At 49.1% G+C, this 18,501-nt stretch carries 18 protein-coding genes; 3 read left to right on the top strand and 15 right to left on the bottom strand.

Annotated elements, in window-relative coordinates:
• Positions 1–169: 169 nt before the first annotated feature.
• From PsAD46_RS14030 to PsAD46_RS14070, 9 genes are all read right to left on the bottom strand, one after another.
• Positions 170–1,087, bottom strand: a complete 918-nt coding sequence (locus tag PsAD46_RS14030) for an ABC transporter permease (RefSeq protein ID WP_063288311.1) — start codon at positions 1,085–1,087, stop codon at positions 170–172.
• The gene (locus tag PsAD46_RS14035) at positions 1,084–1,794 is read right to left on the bottom strand and encodes an ABC transporter permease (protein ID WP_057465985.1); all 711 of its coding nucleotides are present in this window, start codon (positions 1,792–1,794) and stop codon (positions 1,084–1,086) included. The genes PsAD46_RS14030 and PsAD46_RS14035 overlap by 4 nt, the downstream gene beginning before the upstream one ends.
• Positions 1,795–1,871: 77 nt before the next feature.
• A complete protein-coding gene (locus PsAD46_RS14040; RefSeq protein WP_057465986.1) occupies positions 1,872–2,648 on the bottom strand; it encodes a transporter substrate-binding domain-containing protein in 777 nt (258 codons plus the stop codon).
• A 255-nt stretch (positions 2,649–2,903) separates the two neighbouring features.
• Entirely contained in the window at positions 2,904–3,680 is a 777-nt protein-coding gene (locus PsAD46_RS14045) for a transporter substrate-binding domain-containing protein (RefSeq protein WP_063288399.1), read from the bottom strand.
• 416 nt (positions 3,681–4,096) lie between these two features.
• Entirely contained in the window at positions 4,097–4,873 is a 777-nt protein-coding gene (locus tag PsAD46_RS14050; RefSeq protein ID WP_057465987.1) for a transporter substrate-binding domain-containing protein, read from the bottom strand.
• Positions 4,874–5,135: 262 nt separating this feature from the next.
• Positions 5,136–6,374, bottom strand: coding sequence for a gephyrin-like molybdotransferase Glp (gene glp / locus PsAD46_RS14055; protein ID WP_063307181.1), 1,239 nt, complete (start codon positions 6,372–6,374; stop codon positions 5,136–5,138).
• Positions 6,375–6,479: 105 nt separating this feature from the next.
• Positions 6,480–7,121: a molybdenum cofactor guanylyltransferase MobA gene (mobA, locus tag PsAD46_RS14060; RefSeq protein ID WP_084404413.1), complete on the bottom strand. Its 642-nt coding sequence runs from the start codon at positions 7,119–7,121 to the stop codon at positions 6,480–6,482.
• 188 nt (positions 7,122–7,309) lie between these two features.
• Positions 7,310–7,768: a BLUF domain-containing protein gene (locus tag PsAD46_RS14065; RefSeq protein WP_063288313.1), complete on the bottom strand. Its 459-nt coding sequence runs from the start codon at positions 7,766–7,768 to the stop codon at positions 7,310–7,312.
• A 214-nt stretch (positions 7,769–7,982) separates the two neighbouring features.
• Positions 7,983–9,917 carry a bifunctional 2',3'-cyclic-nucleotide 2'-phosphodiesterase/3'-nucleotidase gene (locus PsAD46_RS14070; protein ID WP_084404414.1) on the bottom strand — a complete coding sequence of 645 codons (1,935 nt, stop codon included), beginning with the start codon at positions 9,915–9,917 and terminating at the stop codon, positions 7,983–7,985.
• Positions 9,918–10,569: 652 nt separating this feature from the next.
• Between PsAD46_RS14070 and apbC the strand changes: the two genes are divergently transcribed.
• Positions 10,570–11,703, top strand: a complete 1,134-nt coding sequence (apbC, locus tag PsAD46_RS14075) for an iron-sulfur cluster carrier protein ApbC (protein ID WP_063293322.1) — start codon at positions 10,570–10,572, stop codon at positions 11,701–11,703.
• A 105-nt stretch (positions 11,704–11,808) separates the two neighbouring features.
• Here apbC and PsAD46_RS28385 read toward each other — a convergent pair whose 3' ends face one another.
• Together PsAD46_RS28385 and PsAD46_RS28390 are read right to left on the bottom strand one after the other, a co-directional pair.
• Positions 11,809–12,255 (bottom strand): LysR substrate-binding domain-containing protein, encoded by a 447-nt coding sequence (locus PsAD46_RS28385; protein ID WP_244272102.1) that lies wholly within the window; start codon positions 12,253–12,255, stop codon positions 11,809–11,811.
• A 37-nt stretch (positions 12,256–12,292) separates the two neighbouring features.
• Positions 12,293–12,658, bottom strand: a complete 366-nt coding sequence (locus PsAD46_RS28390) for a LysR family transcriptional regulator (protein ID WP_208981847.1) — start codon at positions 12,656–12,658, stop codon at positions 12,293–12,295.
• Positions 12,659–13,292: 634 nt separating this feature from the next.
• Between PsAD46_RS28390 and PsAD46_RS14085 the strand changes: the two genes are divergently transcribed.
• Positions 13,293–13,466, top strand: coding sequence for a Flp family type IVb pilin (locus PsAD46_RS14085; RefSeq protein WP_063293172.1), 174 nt, complete (start codon positions 13,293–13,295; stop codon positions 13,464–13,466).
• A 54-nt stretch (positions 13,467–13,520) separates the two neighbouring features.
• Here PsAD46_RS14085 and moaA read toward each other — a convergent pair whose 3' ends face one another.
• Positions 13,521–14,555, bottom strand: coding sequence for a GTP 3',8-cyclase MoaA (gene moaA / locus PsAD46_RS14090; RefSeq protein ID WP_063307182.1), 1,035 nt, complete (start codon positions 14,553–14,555; stop codon positions 13,521–13,523).
• A gap of 189 nt (positions 14,556–14,744) precedes the next feature.
• Between moaA and PsAD46_RS14095 the strand changes: the two genes are divergently transcribed.
• Positions 14,745–15,113, top strand: coding sequence for a DUF971 domain-containing protein (locus tag PsAD46_RS14095; protein WP_063293170.1), 369 nt, complete (start codon positions 14,745–14,747; stop codon positions 15,111–15,113).
• A 28-nt stretch (positions 15,114–15,141) separates the two neighbouring features.
• On the opposite strand, the gene PsAD46_RS14100 is transcribed toward PsAD46_RS14095, so the two are convergent.
• The 3 genes from PsAD46_RS14100 to PsAD46_RS14115 all read right to left on the bottom strand — a co-directional run bounded on the left by PsAD46_RS14100 (position 15,142) and on the right by PsAD46_RS14115 (position 18,487).
• A complete protein-coding gene (locus PsAD46_RS14100; protein ID WP_063293169.1) occupies positions 15,142–15,738 on the bottom strand; it encodes a L,D-transpeptidase in 597 nt (198 codons plus the stop codon).
• Between the two features lie 361 nt (positions 15,739–16,099).
• Positions 16,100–17,734: a fumarate hydratase gene (locus tag PsAD46_RS14110; RefSeq protein WP_063293167.1), complete on the bottom strand. Its 1,635-nt coding sequence runs from the start codon at positions 17,732–17,734 to the stop codon at positions 16,100–16,102.
• Between the two features lie 183 nt (positions 17,735–17,917).
• The gene (locus tag PsAD46_RS14115) at positions 17,918–18,487 is read right to left on the bottom strand and encodes a YceI family protein (protein WP_063307183.1); all 570 of its coding nucleotides are present in this window, start codon (positions 18,485–18,487) and stop codon (positions 17,918–17,920) included.
• Positions 18,488–18,501: the final 14 nt, after the last annotated feature.

The following is an 18,501-nucleotide window of genomic DNA, read 5'->3' on the forward strand; positions in this document are numbered from 1 at the left end:
CGCGCGTTCCGTTTTATTGTATTCAACCAAACAACAGGAATTCGCTCCACCAAAGATGCCAGAGCGCGATGCGTGAGCGTTACTGAACGCAACGTGCTCTAGGTGTACCAATGAAAAAAGCGCAGGCTTTTGGACCCGCGCTTTCAAGTATTCGTCTCGGCCTATTGGCTTATCTTTTTAGGTGGCGCGTCAAGCGAGCCTCAATACGGTCCCATGCCCGGCGCAATGTCTCCACCATCACCAGATAGGCAATCGCTGCCCAAACATACGCCTGGAAGTCATAGGTCCGTGAGAACGCGCGACGCGTTTCACCCATCAGATCGTAGATGGTGATGATCGCTACAATCGCAGAGCCTTTGATCATCAGAATAATCTCGTTACCATAAGGGCGCAGAGAGACGATCAGAGCCTGCGGTAGAATAATTTTCCAGAAAGTCACCCACTTCGGAAGACCAAGCGCAGACGCAGCTTCCCACTGTCCTCTCGCAATGTTCTCAATGGAACCGCGCAGGATTTCGACCTGATAAGCGGCTGTGTTCAGCGTGAACGCTAGAACAGCACAGTTCCACGCATCACGGAAGAACCACCATAGATCAACGGATTCCAGTGGCTCACGGAACGTACCCGCGCCATAATAAATCAGGAACACCTGCGCCAGCAGCGGCGTGCCGCGGAAGAAATAGACGTAGCCATACGCAATGCCGCCCAGAACACGGTTCTTGCTCATCCGCATGAAGGTCATCGGAATGGAGAGCAGAACGCCCAGCAGCATGGAAACACCAACAAGCTTCAGCGTAATGATGAAGCCGGAAACAAATTTCTCACCATATTTGGTCAAGAACTTCGCATTGTGGGTGAGAGAAACAGGCAGCAGACCTTCGCCGCCAAACACCAATGCAACGCTGTTTGAATTCAGCAGGAACCATACAATGCCCAGTCCGCTGACAATCCAAAGTGTCAGCCAGGTGGTGCCGACAATACGCGTTGGCGTCCACGGACGGGATGTCGGAGACGGAGGAGGGGCTTTCGCCTGAATGGCCTGAGATTGAACGTAGCTTCCCGGAGCGCCGATAGATGCATCACTCATCTGGAGATCTCCCCGCGTTTCGCCCATGCATCAAGGCGGGAAATGCCACCGGAAGAGATTACAGCCAGAACGAGATAAATCACGCAAGCAACCGAAAAGAACAGGAACGGTTCTTTGGTGGTCCGCGCTGCCATATTGGAATAGCGAATAATGTCCGCCAGACCAATAATGGAGACCAGAGAAGTCTCTTTCAGCAAGATGAGCCACAGATTGCTCAGCGCAGGCAAGGACAGGCGGACGAGCTGCGGCAGGATAACCAGGCGCATGGTCTGCACGTATCCCAGACCGAGCGCATTCGCGCCTTCATACTGGCCTTTGTTGATTGCGCGGAAGGCAGAAAGGAAAGCTTCGGAAGCGTAGGAGGAAAACACAAGCGACAGGGCAATCATCCCTGCCAGAAATGCGTTCACCTCAAAATAGAATTCCCCGAACAGCGCAAGCACTTGTTGAATGAGGATCTGACCACCGTAATAGACAAGGAAAAGGGTTAGAAGCTCGGGAAGTCCCCGAAAAATTGTCGTGTAAATGTTGGCTGCAGCGCGGAGAGAAGGCTCTTCGGACTTCTTCGCAAGCGCCAGCAGAAACCCCAAAAGCAAGCCAATGGGAAGGCTTGCCAACGCAAGGGAGACGGTCATAACAACGCCAAGTGCTATCTCATCGCCCCAGCCCATGTCCCCAAAGGACAAGAGTGTGAAAATTTCATTCATTACGGGGATTGCCCCTATTCTTTTTAGAACGGCGGGAAACTGGTCCCGCCGTCAGAGTGTATTGCAGCTTGACGCCATCACTCTCCGTAGGCGTCAAAGTCGAAATATTTGTCGTTGATCTCTTTGTACTTTCCATTCTCACGTAAAGCAATAACCGCTTTGGAGAATAGGTCTGCCAAGTCTTGGTCGTTCTTACGAACGCCTACACCAACGCCTTCACCATGTATCTCTGGAATAGGTGACATGGTACCGAGCAGTTTACAGCAATTGCCTTCCTCTGACTTCAACCAGTCAGAAAGAACAACTACGTCATCAACTGCAGCGTCAAGTCTACCACTTTCCAAATCGAGTTTATATTCATCAGCAGTAGGGTACAGAGACACTTCTGATTTAGTCAAAATGTCTTCAGCAAACACTGCGTGTGTCGCGCCAACCTGCGCGCCGACAAGAGCACCAGACATTCCTTCAATGGATGCCTCAGTGATCTTGCTATCGTTTGGTACTGCCACTCCCGGAGGGGTCTGGTAGTACTTTTCAGAGAACTGAATGCGCTGCTTCCGTTCTGGTGTGATGGACATAGATGCCATGATCGTGTCGTACTTGCCTGCAACGAGGCCAGGGATCAATCCGTCCCAGTCAACCGGCATCCATTCACATTCAACCTTCAGTTCGGCGCAAAGCGCGTTGCCCAGTTCAATCTCAAAGCCAACCAGCTTGCCATCGGCAGTGGTGTAGGCAAATGGAGGGTACGAGGCTTCAGTACCAATTCGGACTTTGGTCCATTCTTTTGCCTGAACCTGAGTTGAAGCAAGAAGTGCGAGTGTTGCAACAGTGGCAAAGCGCATGAAGCCCATTTGTATTCCCCTTTGTAAATTCTTGGCAGGGGTCATCAAGATGGCTCCCTGCACAGCCGGGGCGCATATTTAAATGGAAGAAATAAGATTTCAACCTATTTGAGTAGGGGTGTCAGCAGAAAATAGCCAATTCATTCCATCTTGATAGGAGTAAGTTTCCATTCTGATCAGTTTTGGGCATGGTTGTTCCACAAAACGGTGATGCATCACAGAAACTTTCCCCAGTTTCGAATCTTTATTGCTTCTTGCCAGCTGCTACTCGCCAAATGCATCCTGAGAGAAATACTTGTCATTGATCGTCTCATAGGTGCCGTTTTCACGAATTGCGAAAATAGCCTGAGAGAAGCGATCCGCCAGCTCTTCCTGACCTTTACGAACGCCAACACCAATGCCCTGACCGTGTAACTCGGGCTGGATTGGAAGAGAGCCGATGATTTTACAGCAAGAACCTGCTTCAGAATCCACCCAGCTCTGCAAAACACCCAGATCATCAATCACAGCATCCAGACGACCGTTTTCGATATCCAGCTTGTATTCTTCAGAGGTCGGGTACAGTGAGACATCAGCGTCGGAGTAAATCTCTTCCGCCACAACAGAGTGCGTGGTGCCGCCCTGTGCCCCAATCAACAGGCCTTCCAATGCTTCAGGAGTGATATCGGAAACGGGAGAATCCTTAGGCACTGCAATGGTTGATGGCGTGTTGTAATAGCTGCGAGAGAACGAAATGCGCTCAAGACGTTCTTCCGTGATGGACATGCTGGCGATGATCGCATCGTACTTGCCAGCAACCAGACCTGGGATCATGCCATCCCACTCCTGCGTGCCCCACTCACACTCAACCTTCATCTCAGCGCAAAGTGCATTGCCAATCTCAACATCAAAGCCAGTCAGAACACCATCTGATCCTGTGAAGTTGAATGGAGGGTAAGCACCTTCTGTCGCAATACGCAGTTTGGTGATCTCATCTGCCTGAAGGGCTGAAACTGCTGTGAAGCTCATAAGTGTGGCAAGCGCCATACGGGCAAAAGACATCCGTGTATCCTTGTTCTTTTTGGCAGAGTGCCATTTTGGTTGTGCTCTGCATTTGTTGCCAAGGACACTATAAAAAATGCGCAGGACTTCAACTGAAATAACGGAGATATCGGAAGAAAAATGCGCCATGTGCCGTTATTGTGAAGTGATATCCGTCAATTCGACGGGTTGTGTGGAAGAAATATTTCTCCCACTTTCTGAGTTAAGTGAGAAAACTATGTCCCTTCACACTCAGAAGAGCGGGTTTGAGCTTTCCCGGAATCAATTACAATTTGCCATTTTGAGAGACTAAATGAGCCATTCTGCCAAACTGGTGACTTTGACTGGTCAAATTGGCAAAATAAAACCCTCGGGGGAAAAGCACCCGAGGGTCTCAAAACCGTCAGCTGATAAATCAGCTGAGTGCCAAGTTACTCTTATTCGCCGTAAACGTCGAACTTGAAGTACTTGTCGTTGATTTCTTTGTATTTGCCGTTTGCCCGCAGAGCAGCGATGCCCTTGGTGAACAGAGCTGCAAGGTCTTCGTCGCCTTTACGAACGCCGATGCCTGCGCCTTTACCGTGGATCTCTTCAACGGACTGCATCGTGCCAAGGATCTTACAGCAAGAACCCTTGTCAGAGCTGATCCACTGTTCCAGAGCCATCACGTCGTCAACCACAGCGTCAACACGGCCATTTTCCAGATCTAGCTTGTACTCTTCAGAAGTTGGGTAAAGAGCAACGTCGGAGCCGTTCAGAATCTCTTCAGCGAACTGAGAGTGCGTGGTGCTACCCTGTGCGCCAAGACGAACGCCTTTGAGGCCTTCTGGAGAGGCTTCGCTCAGCTCGGAATCTTTGCGTACTGCGATGCCTGGAGGAGTGTTGTAGTACTTCTCAGAGAAGGAGATCTTTTCCATACGCTCTGGAGTGATGGACATGGAAGCAAGGATGGTGTCGTACTTGCCAGCAACCAGACCAGGGATGATACCGTCCCAGTCCTGAGTAACCCATGTGCACTCAAGCTTCAGCTCGTCACAAAGAGCATTGCCAATCTCAATGTCGAAGCCAGTCAGTGTTCCGTCAGCGGTGGTATAGTTGAATGGAGGATAGGCGCCTTCGGTGCCCATGCGAACCTTTGTCCATTCTTTTGCTTCCGCGCCAGAAACTGCTGCCAACGCAATTGCTGCTACTGCTGCCAAACGCATAATACGCATATTATGTCCCCGAATTAATTATCTTGGCAGGGTTTCTTTAGGTAGGCCCCTGCATAACCGGAGCTTATGTTTCACTAAAAGTATCCGTAGATCAACCTATATACTGGGCATATTAGGCTAATTAATAGCAAAATGACGATGCTTCGCGGTAATATCTTGCAATATTTCGCAGCTTTGAGGGCAAACTTGTTAAAATTGCAACTAGTGATCTAGGCGTGGAAAAATGGCTCGCACGCGATTCTGAAAATGCGAGCCTGCAGAGTTACTTAAGGCCAATTTCATCAAAGCTGATGAACGGAACAAGATCACCCTTGCGAACAGAAGTCATATCTTCTGTCAACTCAATGAAACCATCGCCGAAAGTTAGAGAAGATAACAAGGCTGATCCATCACTGTGATACTTGGTCAGTTTAAGAGTGCCATCTTCAACCACACGGCGCCCGCGCAAAAACTCACGGCGTCCGGCTTTGCAGCCAGAAATCTCAAAATCTGCAGCGATGTATTGGCGTGGTGCTTCAATGAAGTCAGCCCCGGCAAGCGCTTCAATCAACGGGCGCGCAAGGAATGTGAAGGCGACAGTGGCTGCCACAGGATTGCCCGGAAGGCCGATAAAGACGCAATCAGGCAGTTCGCCCACCATGAACGGGCGTCCCGGCTTAACAGCCAAGTGCCAGAAGGTGGTCTTGCCAAGCTTGGAGAGCGTTGCAGAGACAAAATCCTTATCACCACCTCCAGCACCGCCAGAGGTCAGGATCACATCACATTCTTTGGAGGCAGCTTCTAACGCAGTTTCCACGACATCACGTTGATCTGCCAGAATGCCGAGATCCACCAGCTCTACCGGCAAATTGGCAAGCATACCGCGCAGCAGGAAGTGGTTCGCGTCGAAGATTTGCCCGTCCTGCCGCGTTGTTCCCGGACGGATCAGTTCATTGCCCGTTGAAAAAACACCAACCTTCAGCTGGCGGTATGTTTGCAGTTGGCCAATACCGATAGAGGCAGCCGCAGCAATCTCCTGCGGGCGCAGCACGGTACCTGCCTTCACTATAGGTGCGCCTTTGGTCTGGTCTTCTCCTTTGCGACGGATATTGCAGCCAGTCGGATAGCTCCGAGACAGCTGAACCAAACGTACTCCATCGCTTTCACTCTCAGAGCAATCTTCTTGAGGAACAACAAAATCGGCTCCTTCAGGAACCGGTGCTCCCGTAAAAATCCGAGCAGCTTCTCCCGGTTTCAGCGCGGCTTCCGGCATGGAGCCAGCAAAGACTTCCATGACCACCGGAAAGGATGTCTGCTCGGACGCACTTTGAGCGATCGCGTAACCATCCATTGCAGAGTTATCAAGCGGCGGCAGGTCGCAGGTTGCAATGATGTCTTCGGCAAGAACACGGCCATACGCCTCATAAAGCGATGTTTCTTCTGCAGTGACTTTGCAGTGACCTAAACCTCGCAAATGAGAAAGGGCTTCGTCAAAGCTCAGAAGGGGCGTTTTCGTGTTCATGTCTATTCCGGAAACTTGAGTGGGCGTGTTTCTTTATTTACCAGAGTCACGCCTTAGGATTTGGCAAAAGTCAAAGATCTCACAGGCATCTGATCGTTTTGACGACTATTGCACCTGTAATTGAGCAAGATGCTCAAGTGCGACGGGAACATCTGCCGGCGTGTTGATGTTAAAGAAGGGATCAACAGCATTCTGAAGTTCAAATTCTACGATGACTGGCGGATGGTTTTCAAAAAAGCCTTTGATGCTACGACCACCCTTCAAAAGGTACTCTTTCAAAGGGTCTGCTAATGCCACAGGCCACAAGCCAAATGCAAAGTGGTCGCGCCCACCGCTGGAGCAAATGATTGGGGCGCCAGCATTCGCTTTTCTGCTGGCAGCAAGCGTCTCCACCAGGTCCGTTGGAAAAAACGGCGTATCAACTGCCACAGTCACAACATCGGATGCGTCAGAAGCGTTTTGTCTTACCCAGCTCAATGAACTGTGAACACCAGCCAATGGCCCTAGATGGCCTTCAAGCTCATCTGAAAGCATCGGCAGTCCCAGGCTTTCGTGAAGGTCACTTGGCTCATTCACGCTCAAAACACTCTGTGCGACTTGCCCATGCAAGCGGGAAGCGACATGTTCCAGCAAAGCCGTGCCATTCAGGTCTAGTAATGCTTTGTCAGAGCCGCCCATGCGTCGGGACTTCCCACCGCAGAGGATACAACCAATCACTTTGTTTCGCTTCTCTGTTTCAACAGACATACCTGATTTCCCACTTAGACCTGACGCGCAAATCATCAGCGCTACTTGTGAAGCAGGATAGGGCAGAGTGCAAAGTGGCATCCAGTCGCAAACCACAAGAAAACGCTCCTAAAGGCAGTGGGAGGAGAGGTGCCTTTAAGAGCGTCTGGGAGCGGTGGTCATGCTACCTTGGGGAACAAGTATTGGGACTACATGAGTGCAAGGCGGCTGGTCAGCTGACTTTCGCTCATGTTCATTGAGAGCAGAAGCAGCAACTCCATCACTTCCTCGCTACAGGTGCGGTCAGGATGGGCAAGGAGATTGCCGAAAAACTTGGGATACTGACTATCTGCTTCCTCACGAAGGTCACAGAAATGCATCCAGCAATTATGAAAGAGCCTGAAATCCTGCTCTTCATTGGAGAGTACGGTCAGATCAGAATGCCGCTTATCTTCAAGCACACACTCAAACGTTCGCTTCACTAAGGGCCAAGGGCCTTCCAAAAGCTGAAAAACATGATTGTCTGTCAGGATCAAAGCGCCGGTAACACCTGCCATCGAATTGATGCGCCGAATACGGGTCAACGACCGCTCGACTTCCTCGTCGAGGCTATAGCGAAGCGCAGGCCAATGAATGCGGCTGCGATAACATAATTGCGTAACACTCATTGTCAGATCCTCCGGTTCATGAAAGCCTGACAGTAAATTCTTCTAAAAATGTAAAATACAGCGTTTAAAACACTGATACTTCTCGCTTTTTTCGAAAAAAGAAAAGGCGGAGCTCATGGCCCCGCCTTCCCAAAATCATGTAAGTCATTCAGACTTAGAGCGTATCGCCGCGAAGTGGTTCCGATTTTCGGATAACGCTACGCCCCAGTCAAAATCAAAGCGTAATGCGGTACATGGCAAAACCGTCTTTGCCTTCACCCGCAGCCTCAATCTGAACGCCCTTAACGCCTTTCATGTGCTTTTCAGCAGCAGGTCCGGTCTCAAACAGAACAGTCGTGTCAGCTACAGGTGTGAACTTCCAGTTCGCATCAGCAGACGGGTTGATCGTTCCCTGATCTACAATGTAGCGAACAATCACATCGCGGTTGGTGTCTGGACCAACAAAGATGATCACATCATCGTTGATGCCAGGGAAATTACCGCCACCGCCAGCGCGATAGTTATTGGTTGCAACAACAAACTTCTGATCCATATCGATTGGCTTGCCTTCGAATTGAAGGTTCACGATACGGTTAGAATCTGGATGCGCGACATTGCCTTTACCGTCATACTTAGAAGGCTGTGTCAGGTCGATTTCGTAGGTCACACCGTCAATCACATCAAAGTTGTAAGAACGGAACTCAGCGTCCAGCAGCACCTGGTCTTTCTTACCTGCTTCGATCTGGTTGAACATACCAGCAGAACGCTCAAGCCATTCCTTCACGTCTTTACCGGTGATCAGCACTGCACGTGTTGTGTTCGGGTAAAGGTAAAGGTCAGCAACGTTCTTAATTGCGATATCACCAGCAGCAACGTCAGTATAGTAATCCGCACCACCGCGACCACCTGCTTTGAACGGAGCTGCAGCAGAAAGTACTGGCAGACCAGCCCACTCGGTGTCCTTAAGCATTTCCTTGGTGTACCAGGTTTGTGCCTTGGAAACGATCTGAACAGACGGATCATCAGCCACCAGTGCGAAGTAGGAATGCAGCGGAGCAGAGGATTTGCCCACAGCGCGGCGCACATAAGAAAGTGTCTTTTGGTGATCATCCTCAACCGCTGCCAGCACTTCTTCATCGCTGGAAACAAGAGGAATACGCTTACGACCTTCTTTCTTATAGATAGACGGTACGTCTGTGGTGAAGTTTGCAATGCGCCAGCCGTTGTTGCCGTCGCGCTCAATCATCAGATCGATGACACCAAGGTGAGAACCCCAGAAACCACCCATAGCAGCTGGTTTTCCTTGCAGCGTGCCTTTGACAGCATCAACGCCAGGAATGCCTTCATAGCTAGGACCCGGGAAGACATCGTGCTGGTGACCCGTAAACAGAGCATCAATGCCTTCAACACCAGCGATGTGTAGTGCAGTGTTTGCAGCGCCGTCTTCATGTTCGCCACCAGCGATACCACCATGGCACAACGCGATGATGAGGTCGCAGCCTTGTTCCTTCATTTCTGGAACCCATGCACGCGCAGCATCCACCATGTCACGAGTGTTCGCTTTGCCAACCAGGTGACGGGAGTCCCAATTCATGACCATTGGAGGAACGAAGCCAACAAAGCCCACTTTAATCGTGTGCTCGATGCCAGCACCGTCTTTGATCTTCTTCTCAACAATTGTGTACGGCTTCAGGAAGAGATCATCCTTACGGCCATTGGAAGCCAGGGTGGTGCCTTTGGACACGTTGGAGGAAACAACAGGGAAGTTTGCTCCGGAAAGAACCTTCATCATGAAGTCCAAACCGTAGTTGAACTCATGGTTACCCAATGTACCAGCGTCGTAACCCAGCACGTTCATGCCTTTGATGACCGGGTGCACATCACCTTCGCGCATGCCGCGCTCGTAAGCAATGTAATCCCCCATTGGGTTGCCCTGCAGAAAGTCACCATTGTCAACCAACATGGTGTTGGTTGCTTCAGAGCGCAGCTTTTTGATGATAGTTGCTGTGCGAGCAAGGCCAGCTGTGTCCATTGGGCGGTCAGCATAATAATCATATGGAGCGACGTGGACGTGGAGGTCGGTTGTTTCCATCAAACGCAAATGCGCTGTGTTCTCTTTTGCAAGAACAGAATATGGATGCACCATTGCAATGGCACCGGTAGCGGCCATGCCTCCCAGCACGCTACGACGATTCATCAAAATAGGATTAGACACGATTGCCTCCTAGCCCGTGGAAAATGCAGAACATAATTGTCAGCATGAATTTTGCCCGCCCCTCAAGCTTCTGGTCGCAGCAGCAAGAGGGTTCTTAGACCCCTAAATACCATGCATTCCCCTCAGTTTGTGGGCCTAATGTATCAGGAGCATGAAACAGGTTCTCCAATGCGTAAGGCAGATCCCCTAGGTGGCGCGCTAATCCTCAGAAGACGTTAGGTTTTATCTGCAACGAAAGATTTTGCGCCAACCGCAAATATCTGTGAATTTGTGTTGGTGAGCTCAACTTTGCGTGAACTTCGCTCAACTGATGGCGCCCAGTTTTGGCAAAACGGGTTGCGAATGCGCAAAGGACAAATAACGTCTTTGATGAATTCTGTATTGCTCTATTCATCTTGAGACGTATACCAAGATATAAAAGAACCATAGGCAAAAGCTTGTACATTCAGTTTGCAGGCATATTTACCTTCAAGATCATATTATCCCTCTCTGCAATGCAGAGCTTCACAGGGTGTGCACAATGGACAACGACAAATCTAAAGGATTGTGGGGGCGCCTCAAAGGCGGGTTCACATCAGGCAAGAACCATAAGGATACTGAAGAGGCTATGGCTGGGTTGACGCAGGAGCGCGTTCTCGAAGTGCTCAAACAGGTTAAATCGCCTGATGGCAAGAGCAATATTGTTGATCAGGATCTGGTTGCAGACCTGTTTGTATCAGATGGTCGTGTCGTCTTTTCTATCAGAGTACCTGCAGAGCGAGCTTCAGAACTTGAAGGGCTTCGTCAGGCCGCCGAGAAGGTTGTGTCGGTGCTTCCTGGTGCTGAAACGGTCCTCGTTGCACTTACAGCAGAAAAACAACCTGGTTCTCCATCTACGCCACCACCTGCTGCACGCAAAGCCCCGCCGAAAGGTGCCCCAATGCCAGCAAAGCAGGAAGTGCCTGGCGTAAAACACATTATTGCTGTTGCATCAGGTAAAGGTGGGGTTGGTAAATCAACAACATCAGCCAATCTCGCACTTGCTCTTTCTGCAATGGGCTTGAAGGTTGGTTTGCTGGATGCTGATATCTACGGCCCATCCATTCCAAAGCTTATGGGAGCATCTGGGCAGCCGGAAGTTCTTGAAAATCGTATTATGAAGCCTCTGGAAGCCCATGGCATCAAGTTGATGTCTATTGGTTTTCTTGTAGAAGAAGAAACAGCCATGATCTGGCGCGGCCCAATGGTGGTATCTGCCCTCAATCAGATGTTGCGCGAAGTTGACTGGGGTGAGCTGGATGCACTTATCGTTGACCTCCCACCTGGAACGGGTGACGTGCAATTGACTATGGCTCAAAAAGTACCTCTTACAGGTGCACTGGTCGTTTCAACACCACAGGACCTTGCGCTTCTGGATGCACGTCGTGGTATTGCTATGTTTGAGAAAGTCGCGATCCCTGTATTGGGTATCGTAGAAAATATGAGTCACTTTGTTTGTCCAGATTGCGGTGGCACGCATGAGATCTTTGGTCATGGTGGTGCAAAAGCAGAAGCTGAGAAGATGAAAGTCCCGTTCTTAGGTGAAGTGCCTTTGACGATGGAAATCAGAGAGCAATCTGATACAGGCACCCCAATCACAGTGAGTAATCCAGATAGCCCAATCTCAAAGGCATACGGCATCATTGCTGCTGGCCTGTGGCAGGGCGTCCTTCAACCCACTGGAGATGCAGCAAGGTCCGCACCCAAAATCGTTGTTGGTTGATCAGGATTAATCTGTTTCTTTGAAAAAGTTTCGCTTAGACGGCAGGTAGTCATTTCGTTGACATCTGCCGTTTCTGTTTGCAGTGCTCTGTTCTACGAAATGCAATTATGAAAGGCAGAGTTCATCAAGTTCCGCCTTTATCCATTCAATGAATGCCTTGGACTTATGCTTTTGAAATGAACTTTCCAACCCAACCAACATATAATGAGCAGTTGCGGGAATTTCAAAATCGAATGGGTTGGTTAACAGACCTAGTCGAGCGTCATGCGCGCATAAAACTTTTCGACCCAGAATAACACCAGCCCCCTCAATAGCAGCATCCTGAGCGTGATCAATTTGAGAAAAGTGCATTCCTTTCTCTGCCCAAGAGGCTCTGGAAACTCCTGCAGTCTTCAACCATTCCTTCCATCCCGGTGCGTTCAAGAAGGTCGCCATGCTGTCTTCATGAAGCAAGGTAAATTTCTTTAAGTCGGTGGGCTCACGCATCTCTTTCGCCAGCCGAGGTGCGCACATGGGCGTAAGAAAATCCTCAGCAAGAAAATCAATATGCAAACCCGGATATGGTCCTCGCCCGAAGCGAAGCCCGAGATCAACATCGTCCTTGTAAAAAATCCACAAGCTTCAAATTGGCAGAGATGCGCAGTTCAATTGCAGGATAAGCCTCCATGAAACGATAAATCCGAGGTGCAATAACTTTGGACGCCGTTCCTGGGCCCGTGGATATAACGAGGACTTTATCCTGATCTAATCCTTTAATGCGAGCGACAGCCTCGCTGAAGTTTTCTAACCCAGCTTCAACGCCTGGCAACAGCCGGTGTCCAGCTGAAGTAAGCTCAATCGCTCGGTTCAGACGTGTAAATAACTGGGCCTGCAGCTGATCTTCAAGCATTTTGATCTGATAACTCAAGGCCGACGGCGTTAGCCCAAGCTCATTGGCCGCCTTAGCAAAGCTCATGTGACGCGCCACGCATTCAAAGGCTTTGAACGAGTTGAGAGGAGGAAGAGAGTAACGCATTTCACCTCAAAAAAACTGATCCGATTGCTTGAAATTACTCGTTTGTCAGTATCTTCGACACAAGACTATTGTTCAACAAAATGCGATAAGGAGCATAAGGCAATGAGCTATCTGGCGAAAGAAGCCTTCCAAGATGAAAACGAAACAACTGAACTGCTAATGCATCGACTTTTAATGCAAGGCCGCTACGCACGATCACACGCATTTCACCTCTTCTGGCGAGGTTTTTGGAAAGACTCGAAGCTGCAGAGAAAGGGGAATTAACGATTTAAACTGAAGAAATAAAACTATGCACTGTGAAAACTGACAACTATCAGACAAAGTAAACGAATAGTAAATGCATTATTATAAATTTTACTTAATGAAAAAATTATTTAAATCAATAAGTTAATGGCATTATGTGCGTGTTGAATTTGTAGTGTTAAACATGCGCTGCTGATAATAGTGCTTATGCCCAACAAACTTAAATTGCTCCGCAAATTTGATTCATAAATTGGCAAGAAATGAAGGCCTAGGTTGCAGTTAGTCCCGATGAGGAGTGGGGCTTCTAGGGTTCAATACGGAGTTTAAAACAATGTTCGCTAAATTTCTCAAAGACGAGTCCGGCGCAACTGCAATTGAGTATGGTATTCTTGCTGCATTAATTTCTGTTGCAATTATCACAGTCGTGGGAACGCTTGGAGATCAGCTCGGTAATGCTTTCCAGACGGTGTCCGATGAATTGACTGCTGAAGGAATCGTACAATAAATCGTTGAAACTAAGCCCACCGACAACGCTGGTGGGCTTAGCCAATCTTAGTTTTCACCCGCCCGTCATACTCATATGACGCGTTCCAGTTGCAGACTTGTTATCACGATCGATAATAAAGTCATGCCCCTTTGGCTTTCGTGCAATCGCTGATTCAATCGCTTCCGAAAGCACTTCATTTCCTTCAGATGCTCGTAGTGCCGCACGCAGGTCTTTTTGATCTTCCTGGCCAAGGCACATGAACAACTGCCCAGTACAGGTCACACGAACGCGGTTACAGCTTTCACAGAAGTTGTGCGTCATCGGGGTAATGAAACCAAGACGCCCACCAGTCTCTTCAATCTGCATATAGCGGGCAGGGCCGCCGGTCTTATATGGAATATCTGTCAGTGTGTACTTGGCGGAGAGTGCTTTACGCACGTCGCTCAGCGGCAGATACTGCTCATTCCGGTCCCCATCAATTTCACCAAGCGGCATTGTCTCGATAAATGTCAGGTCGTGCCCGCGCTCATGTGCCCACTCCAGCATCGGAATGAGTTCATCCTCGTTGAAATTCTTAAGTGCAACAGCATTCAATTTGATCTGAAGACCGGCTTCCTGAGCGGCCTTGATGCCATCGAAAACCTTTTGAATCTCACCCCACCGGGTTACATCTTTGAATTTTTGCGCATCTAAGGTGTCGAGAGAAACGTTGATGCGACGAATACCTGCTTCATATAGCTCTTCAGCATAGCGTTCGAGCTGAGTACCGTTCGTAGTAATGGTGAGCTCATCAAGCGCACCGCTGTCCAAATGTCGCTTCAGGCCTCGGATGAAGCTCATGATGTTCTTGCGAACCAAAGGTTCCCCACCAGTGAGGCGGATTTTGTGAACGCCTTTTTCAATAAAAACGGCGCATAGGCGATCCAGTTCTTCCAGTGAAAGAACGTCTTTCTTGGGAAGGAAAGTCATGTGCTCGGACATGCAATAGACACAGCGCAAATCACAACGATCAGTCACAGAGACGCGAAGATACGTCACGGCGCGGCCGAACGGGTCAATCAATGCTGGGTGGGCACCCTGCTGTTTGTCCTCGGCATACTGCCCCATGGAAACCTCCACTCACGTATCTCTTTTGATGACGAATTTAACAATTCTAATGTAGTACGCAATGAGTTAGCGTCAATCCATCAGTAAGGAGTTCCAGTGGATTTAACTAGAAATATATCTTAGAACCACAGGTATAATTCCTAAATCATCAATACTGAGTTCCATGAACTTGGGCAAGGATAAAAAAATATGTCGGATACACGCTGGCCTACGCAAATCCACCTAAAAAACCAAGGCAAAAATCTTGAAATTACTTTTGATGATGGCCTTGAAGTCTCGTTTACCTCGGAGTTTCTGCGAGTAATGTCTCCATCAGCAGAAGTGCAAGGGCATACTCCAGATCAACGAAAAGTGATCGCGGGGAAGCAGGACACAACGATTATTGGTGTAGATCCAGTTGGAAACTATGCAGTAAAGCTGACATTTGATGACCTGCATGATACCGGAATTTTTACGTGGACCTATTTTCAGGAAATGAACGATCAAAAAGAATTTTTATGGAATCGATATCTGAGTGAACTGCAGGACCGTGGATTGAGTAGAGACCTCAGCAAGTAGGGCTGGCACAAAACCAGCCCCATGCATTCTAGCGAAGCACGACCACTTTCGTGCCTATATTGACATTGTCATATAGATGGATGACGTCTTCATTTGCCATTCTGATGCAACCAGATGAGACTGCCGAACCGATCGTCCATGGTTCATTGGAACCGTGAATGCGATAGATGGTGCTGCCAATATACATAGCGCGTGCGCCAAGCGGGTTATCAAGGCCACCCTTCATGAAGCTAGGCAGGTTACGTCCTTTCCGGCGTTCACGATCAATCATGACCTTTGGCGGTGTCCAGCTTGGCCACTCAGCTTTGCGGGTAATTCGGTGAGTTCCTGACCATTGGAAGCCCTGACGACCGACGCCAACGCCATACACCATCGCGGTACCATTTCCGCGAATATGGTAGAGGCGTCGATCTTTTGTGCTGATCACAATGGTGTTCGGACCGTATGAGCCGTTGTACCTGACCTGCTTACGTTTGATTGGAGATTTTCCGTGGTGAGCAGAACCATAGGAAACCCATTTTTTGGATGCATGATCAAAGAACTTGCCAGATGCTGCGGCATCTGCCTGAGTTCCGGTAAATAGTGCTGCGAAGCAAAGAGCAACACTCGCGATAAGTATGCGCATTGATACCCCCTAGGATATTGTTGTTTGTTTTATCTCGTTTGCATGAGGGAATTTATGCAGCGAGTAGGGAGACGCTCGCAGCTTAGAATGTCAAATATATTAATTGTTGAAGTAATTCAGACTACAACTGCTGCTATATACTTCTTATGGAAAAGGAAATTACTAGAGAGTCATTCGAAGATGATTTACATTCATATCGAGCTTGATTTGCATCTATCTAAAACGCAACTTAATATAATGAAAGAAGCTTGAATTTAGCTAATTTGAATTGTGATTGAATCAAATTGTCATGAATACAGGCAACGAAAAAAGGGCGCTCCTAAGAACGCCCTCCAATCTCGGTATTATCTCACCAGCACAGTTAGCTCAGGTTCAGCTCTTTAAAGAAGTCATTGCCTTTGTCGTCCACCACGATAAAGGCAGGGAAGTCTTCAACTTCGATTTTCCAAACGGCTTCCATACCCAGCTCTTCATATTCAACCACTTCAACACTCTTGATGCAGTCTTGAGCAAGGCGGGCAGCTGGGCCTCCGATAGAGCCGAGGTAGAAGCCACCGTGAGCCTGACATGCACGGCGAACACCCGCTGAGCGGTTGCCCTTGGCAAGCATCACCATGGAGCCTCCAGCGGCCTGAAACTGGTCCACATAAGCATCCATACGGCCAGCAGTGGTTGGGCCAAATGAACCAGAAGGCATACCTTCTGGCGTCTTAGCAGGACCTGCATAGTAAACCGGATGGTTCTTGATGTAGTCAGGGAGCGGCTCACCGGCCTCGAGACGATCACGGAGCTTGGAATGGGCCAGATCGCGGGCCACGATCAACGGACCGCTCAACGAAAGCCGTGTTTTAGTTGGATGCTTGGTCAGTTCGCCAAGGATCTCGCTCATTGAGCGCGTGAGGTCAACCTTTACAACATCATCAGAAAGATCGGTGTCGGTAACTTCCGGCATGTAGACTTCAGGATTCCGCTCCAGGTCCTCCAGGAAGATGCCTTCCTTGGTGATCTTGCCAGTCGCCTGACGGTCTGCTGAACAAGATACGCCAATGCCGATTGGTAGGGATGCGCCATGGCGCGGCAGACGGATCACGCGCACGTCGTGGCAAAAGTATTTGCCACCAAACTGTGCGCCAACACCGCTGGACTGTGTCAGCTTATGAATTTCAGCTTCCATTTCCAGATCACGGAATGCGTGACCGCCTTCGGAGCCTTCTGTCGGCAGCTCATCTAGGTAACGGGCAGAAGCCATTTTTACGGATTTCAGATTCAACTCTGCAGATGTGCCGCCGATGACGATTGCGAGGTGATATGGCGGGCATGCCGCAGTGCCAAGAGTGAGAATTTTTTCCTTCAGGAACTCAATCATGCGATCTTTGGTCAGCAGGCTCGGAGTACCTTGGAACAAGAAGGTCTTGTTAGCAGACCCACCGCCTTTTGCCATGAACAAGAACTTGTACGCGTCATCACCTTCAGCATAAAGTTCGATCTGAGCTGGCATGTTGTTCTTGGTGTTCTTTTCCTCGAACATGGAAATCGGCGCAAGTTGGGAATAGCGCAGGTTCTTTTTGAAATAAGCGTCACGTGCGCCTTCACCGAGCGCTGCTTCGTCATGTCCGTTAGTCCAGACTTTGCGGCCTTTCTTACCCATCACAATTGCAGTGCCAGTGTCCTGACACATTGGCAATACGCCAGCAGCTGAAATATTCGCGTTCTTCATCAGGTCAAAAGCGACGAATTTATCGTTTGCAGTTGCTTCAGGGTCGTCGAGAATTTTACGGAGCTGCTCCAGATGGGAAGGGCGCAGGAAATGGTTGATGTCTTTAAACGCTTCTTCGGCAAGCAAGCGAAGACCCTCTTGCTCCACCTTCAAGATTTTCTCACCGTCAAACTCAACTTCGCTCACGTACTCGGAGGTCAGTTTGCGATAAGGAGTTTTGTCTTTACCCAATGGAAAAAGAGAGGTGTGAACGTACTCGGGAGCAAGTGTTTCGGACATCTTGGCACTCTCTGGCTATTTTGGTGTACCGCTGTACACTGTTGAATTTGCTGAGCGCCGTTTTATAGAGAAAAAGCCGAGGGGCAAAGCCCCTCAGCCTTCAAAACTTGTCAAATTTGTTAGATTACGCCGAATTGTCGAGAGACTTGGTGGAAAATGCAAGGCTCTCTTTGGCGCAATCCATCAACGAGTAGCATATAGGTCCAGTTTCACAGTCACCTTATTGCTGACAGTGCTGTCTGGCACGCCATCACCAATCTTGAAGTCACTGCGAGATAACGTTGCTTCACCAACCGCGTGGGCAGTTTTACCTTCAATGGTCAAAGTGAAGGGCAAGAAAATAGCAATCTTTGCACCTTTGAGCTCCAGCGTACCTGCAGCCTCATAGAGATCACCACCAGCAGGAACCACGTTATCTACGCGAAACACAGCATCAGGGAAGCTGGAGATATCCAGCCACTGTGGAGTTGTGATTGCACCTGCTGCCTGCGCATCTTCTGTTTTTACGCTTCCAGTGATGATTGTTGCCTGAATCTGGGCTTTGTCGAGTTCTTCTTTGTCGAAGATGATCTTAGCATTCCAGGTGGCAAAAGTGCCCGTAACGGTGTTTCCGTTATTGATGACCTCAAAGCCAAGCGTGCTCTTATTGCGATCCACTGACCATTCATTTGCTAAGGCAGATGAAGCTGCTCCTACCAAGATAAAGGTCAGAAATACGCCGGCTTTAAAGAACATATCGGTCAATCGTTTCATGGTTTTCTCCAGAT

The sequence above is a fragment of the Pseudovibrio sp. Ad46 genome, from assembly GCF_001623065.1.
Classification (GTDB): Bacteria; Pseudomonadota; Alphaproteobacteria; order Rhizobiales; family Stappiaceae; genus Pseudovibrio.

Excerpts from the sequence above, each read along its gene's own strand:
- PsAD46_RS14030 (WP_063288311.1), bottom strand. The coding sequence starts at position 1,087 with ATGAGTGATGCATCTATCGGCGCTCCGGGAAGCTACGTTCAATCTCAG.
- PsAD46_RS14035 (WP_057465985.1), bottom strand. The coding sequence starts at position 1,794 with ATGAATGAAATTTTCACACTCTTGTCCTTTGGGGACATGGGCTGGGGC.
- PsAD46_RS14040 (WP_057465986.1), bottom strand. The coding sequence starts at position 2,648 with ATGGGCTTCATGCGCTTTGCCACTGTTGCAACACTCGCACTTCTTGCT.
- PsAD46_RS14045 (WP_063288399.1), bottom strand. The coding sequence starts at position 3,680 with ATGTCTTTTGCCCGTATGGCGCTTGCCACACTTATGAGCTTCACAGCA.
- PsAD46_RS14050 (WP_057465987.1), bottom strand. The coding sequence starts at position 4,873 with ATGCGTATTATGCGTTTGGCAGCAGTAGCAGCAATTGCGTTGGCAGCA.
- glp (WP_063307181.1), bottom strand. The coding sequence starts at position 6,374 with ATGAACACGAAAACGCCCCTTCTGAGCTTTGACGAAGCCCTTTCTCAT.
- mobA (WP_084404413.1), bottom strand. The coding sequence starts at position 7,121 with ATGTCTGTTGAAACAGAGAAGCGAAACAAAGTGATTGGTTGTATCCTC.
- PsAD46_RS14065 (WP_063288313.1), bottom strand. The coding sequence starts at position 7,768 with ATGAGTGTTACGCAATTATGTTATCGCAGCCGCATTCATTGGCCTGCG.
- PsAD46_RS14070 (WP_084404414.1), bottom strand. The coding sequence starts at position 9,917 with ATGGCCGCTACCGGTGCCATTGCAATGGTGCATCCATATTCTGTTCTT.
- apbC (WP_063293322.1), top strand. The coding sequence starts at position 10,570 with ATGGCTGGGTTGACGCAGGAGCGCGTTCTCGAAGTGCTCAAACAGGTT.
- PsAD46_RS28390 (WP_208981847.1), bottom strand. The coding sequence starts at position 12,658 with ATGAGCTTTGCTAAGGCGGCCAATGAGCTTGGGCTAACGCCGTCGGCC.
- PsAD46_RS14085 (WP_063293172.1), top strand. The coding sequence starts at position 13,293 with ATGTTCGCTAAATTTCTCAAAGACGAGTCCGGCGCAACTGCAATTGAG.
- moaA (WP_063307182.1), bottom strand. The coding sequence starts at position 14,555 with ATGGGGCAGTATGCCGAGGACAAACAGCAGGGTGCCCACCCAGCATTG.
- PsAD46_RS14095 (WP_063293170.1), top strand. The coding sequence starts at position 14,745 with ATGTCGGATACACGCTGGCCTACGCAAATCCACCTAAAAAACCAAGGC.
- PsAD46_RS14100 (WP_063293169.1), bottom strand. The coding sequence starts at position 15,738 with ATGCGCATACTTATCGCGAGTGTTGCTCTTTGCTTCGCAGCACTATTT.
- PsAD46_RS14110 (WP_063293167.1), bottom strand. The coding sequence starts at position 17,734 with ATGTCCGAAACACTTGCTCCCGAGTACGTTCACACCTCTCTTTTTCCA.
- PsAD46_RS14115 (WP_063307183.1), bottom strand. The coding sequence starts at position 18,487 with ATGAAACGATTGACCGATATGTTCTTTAAAGCCGGCGTATTTCTGACC.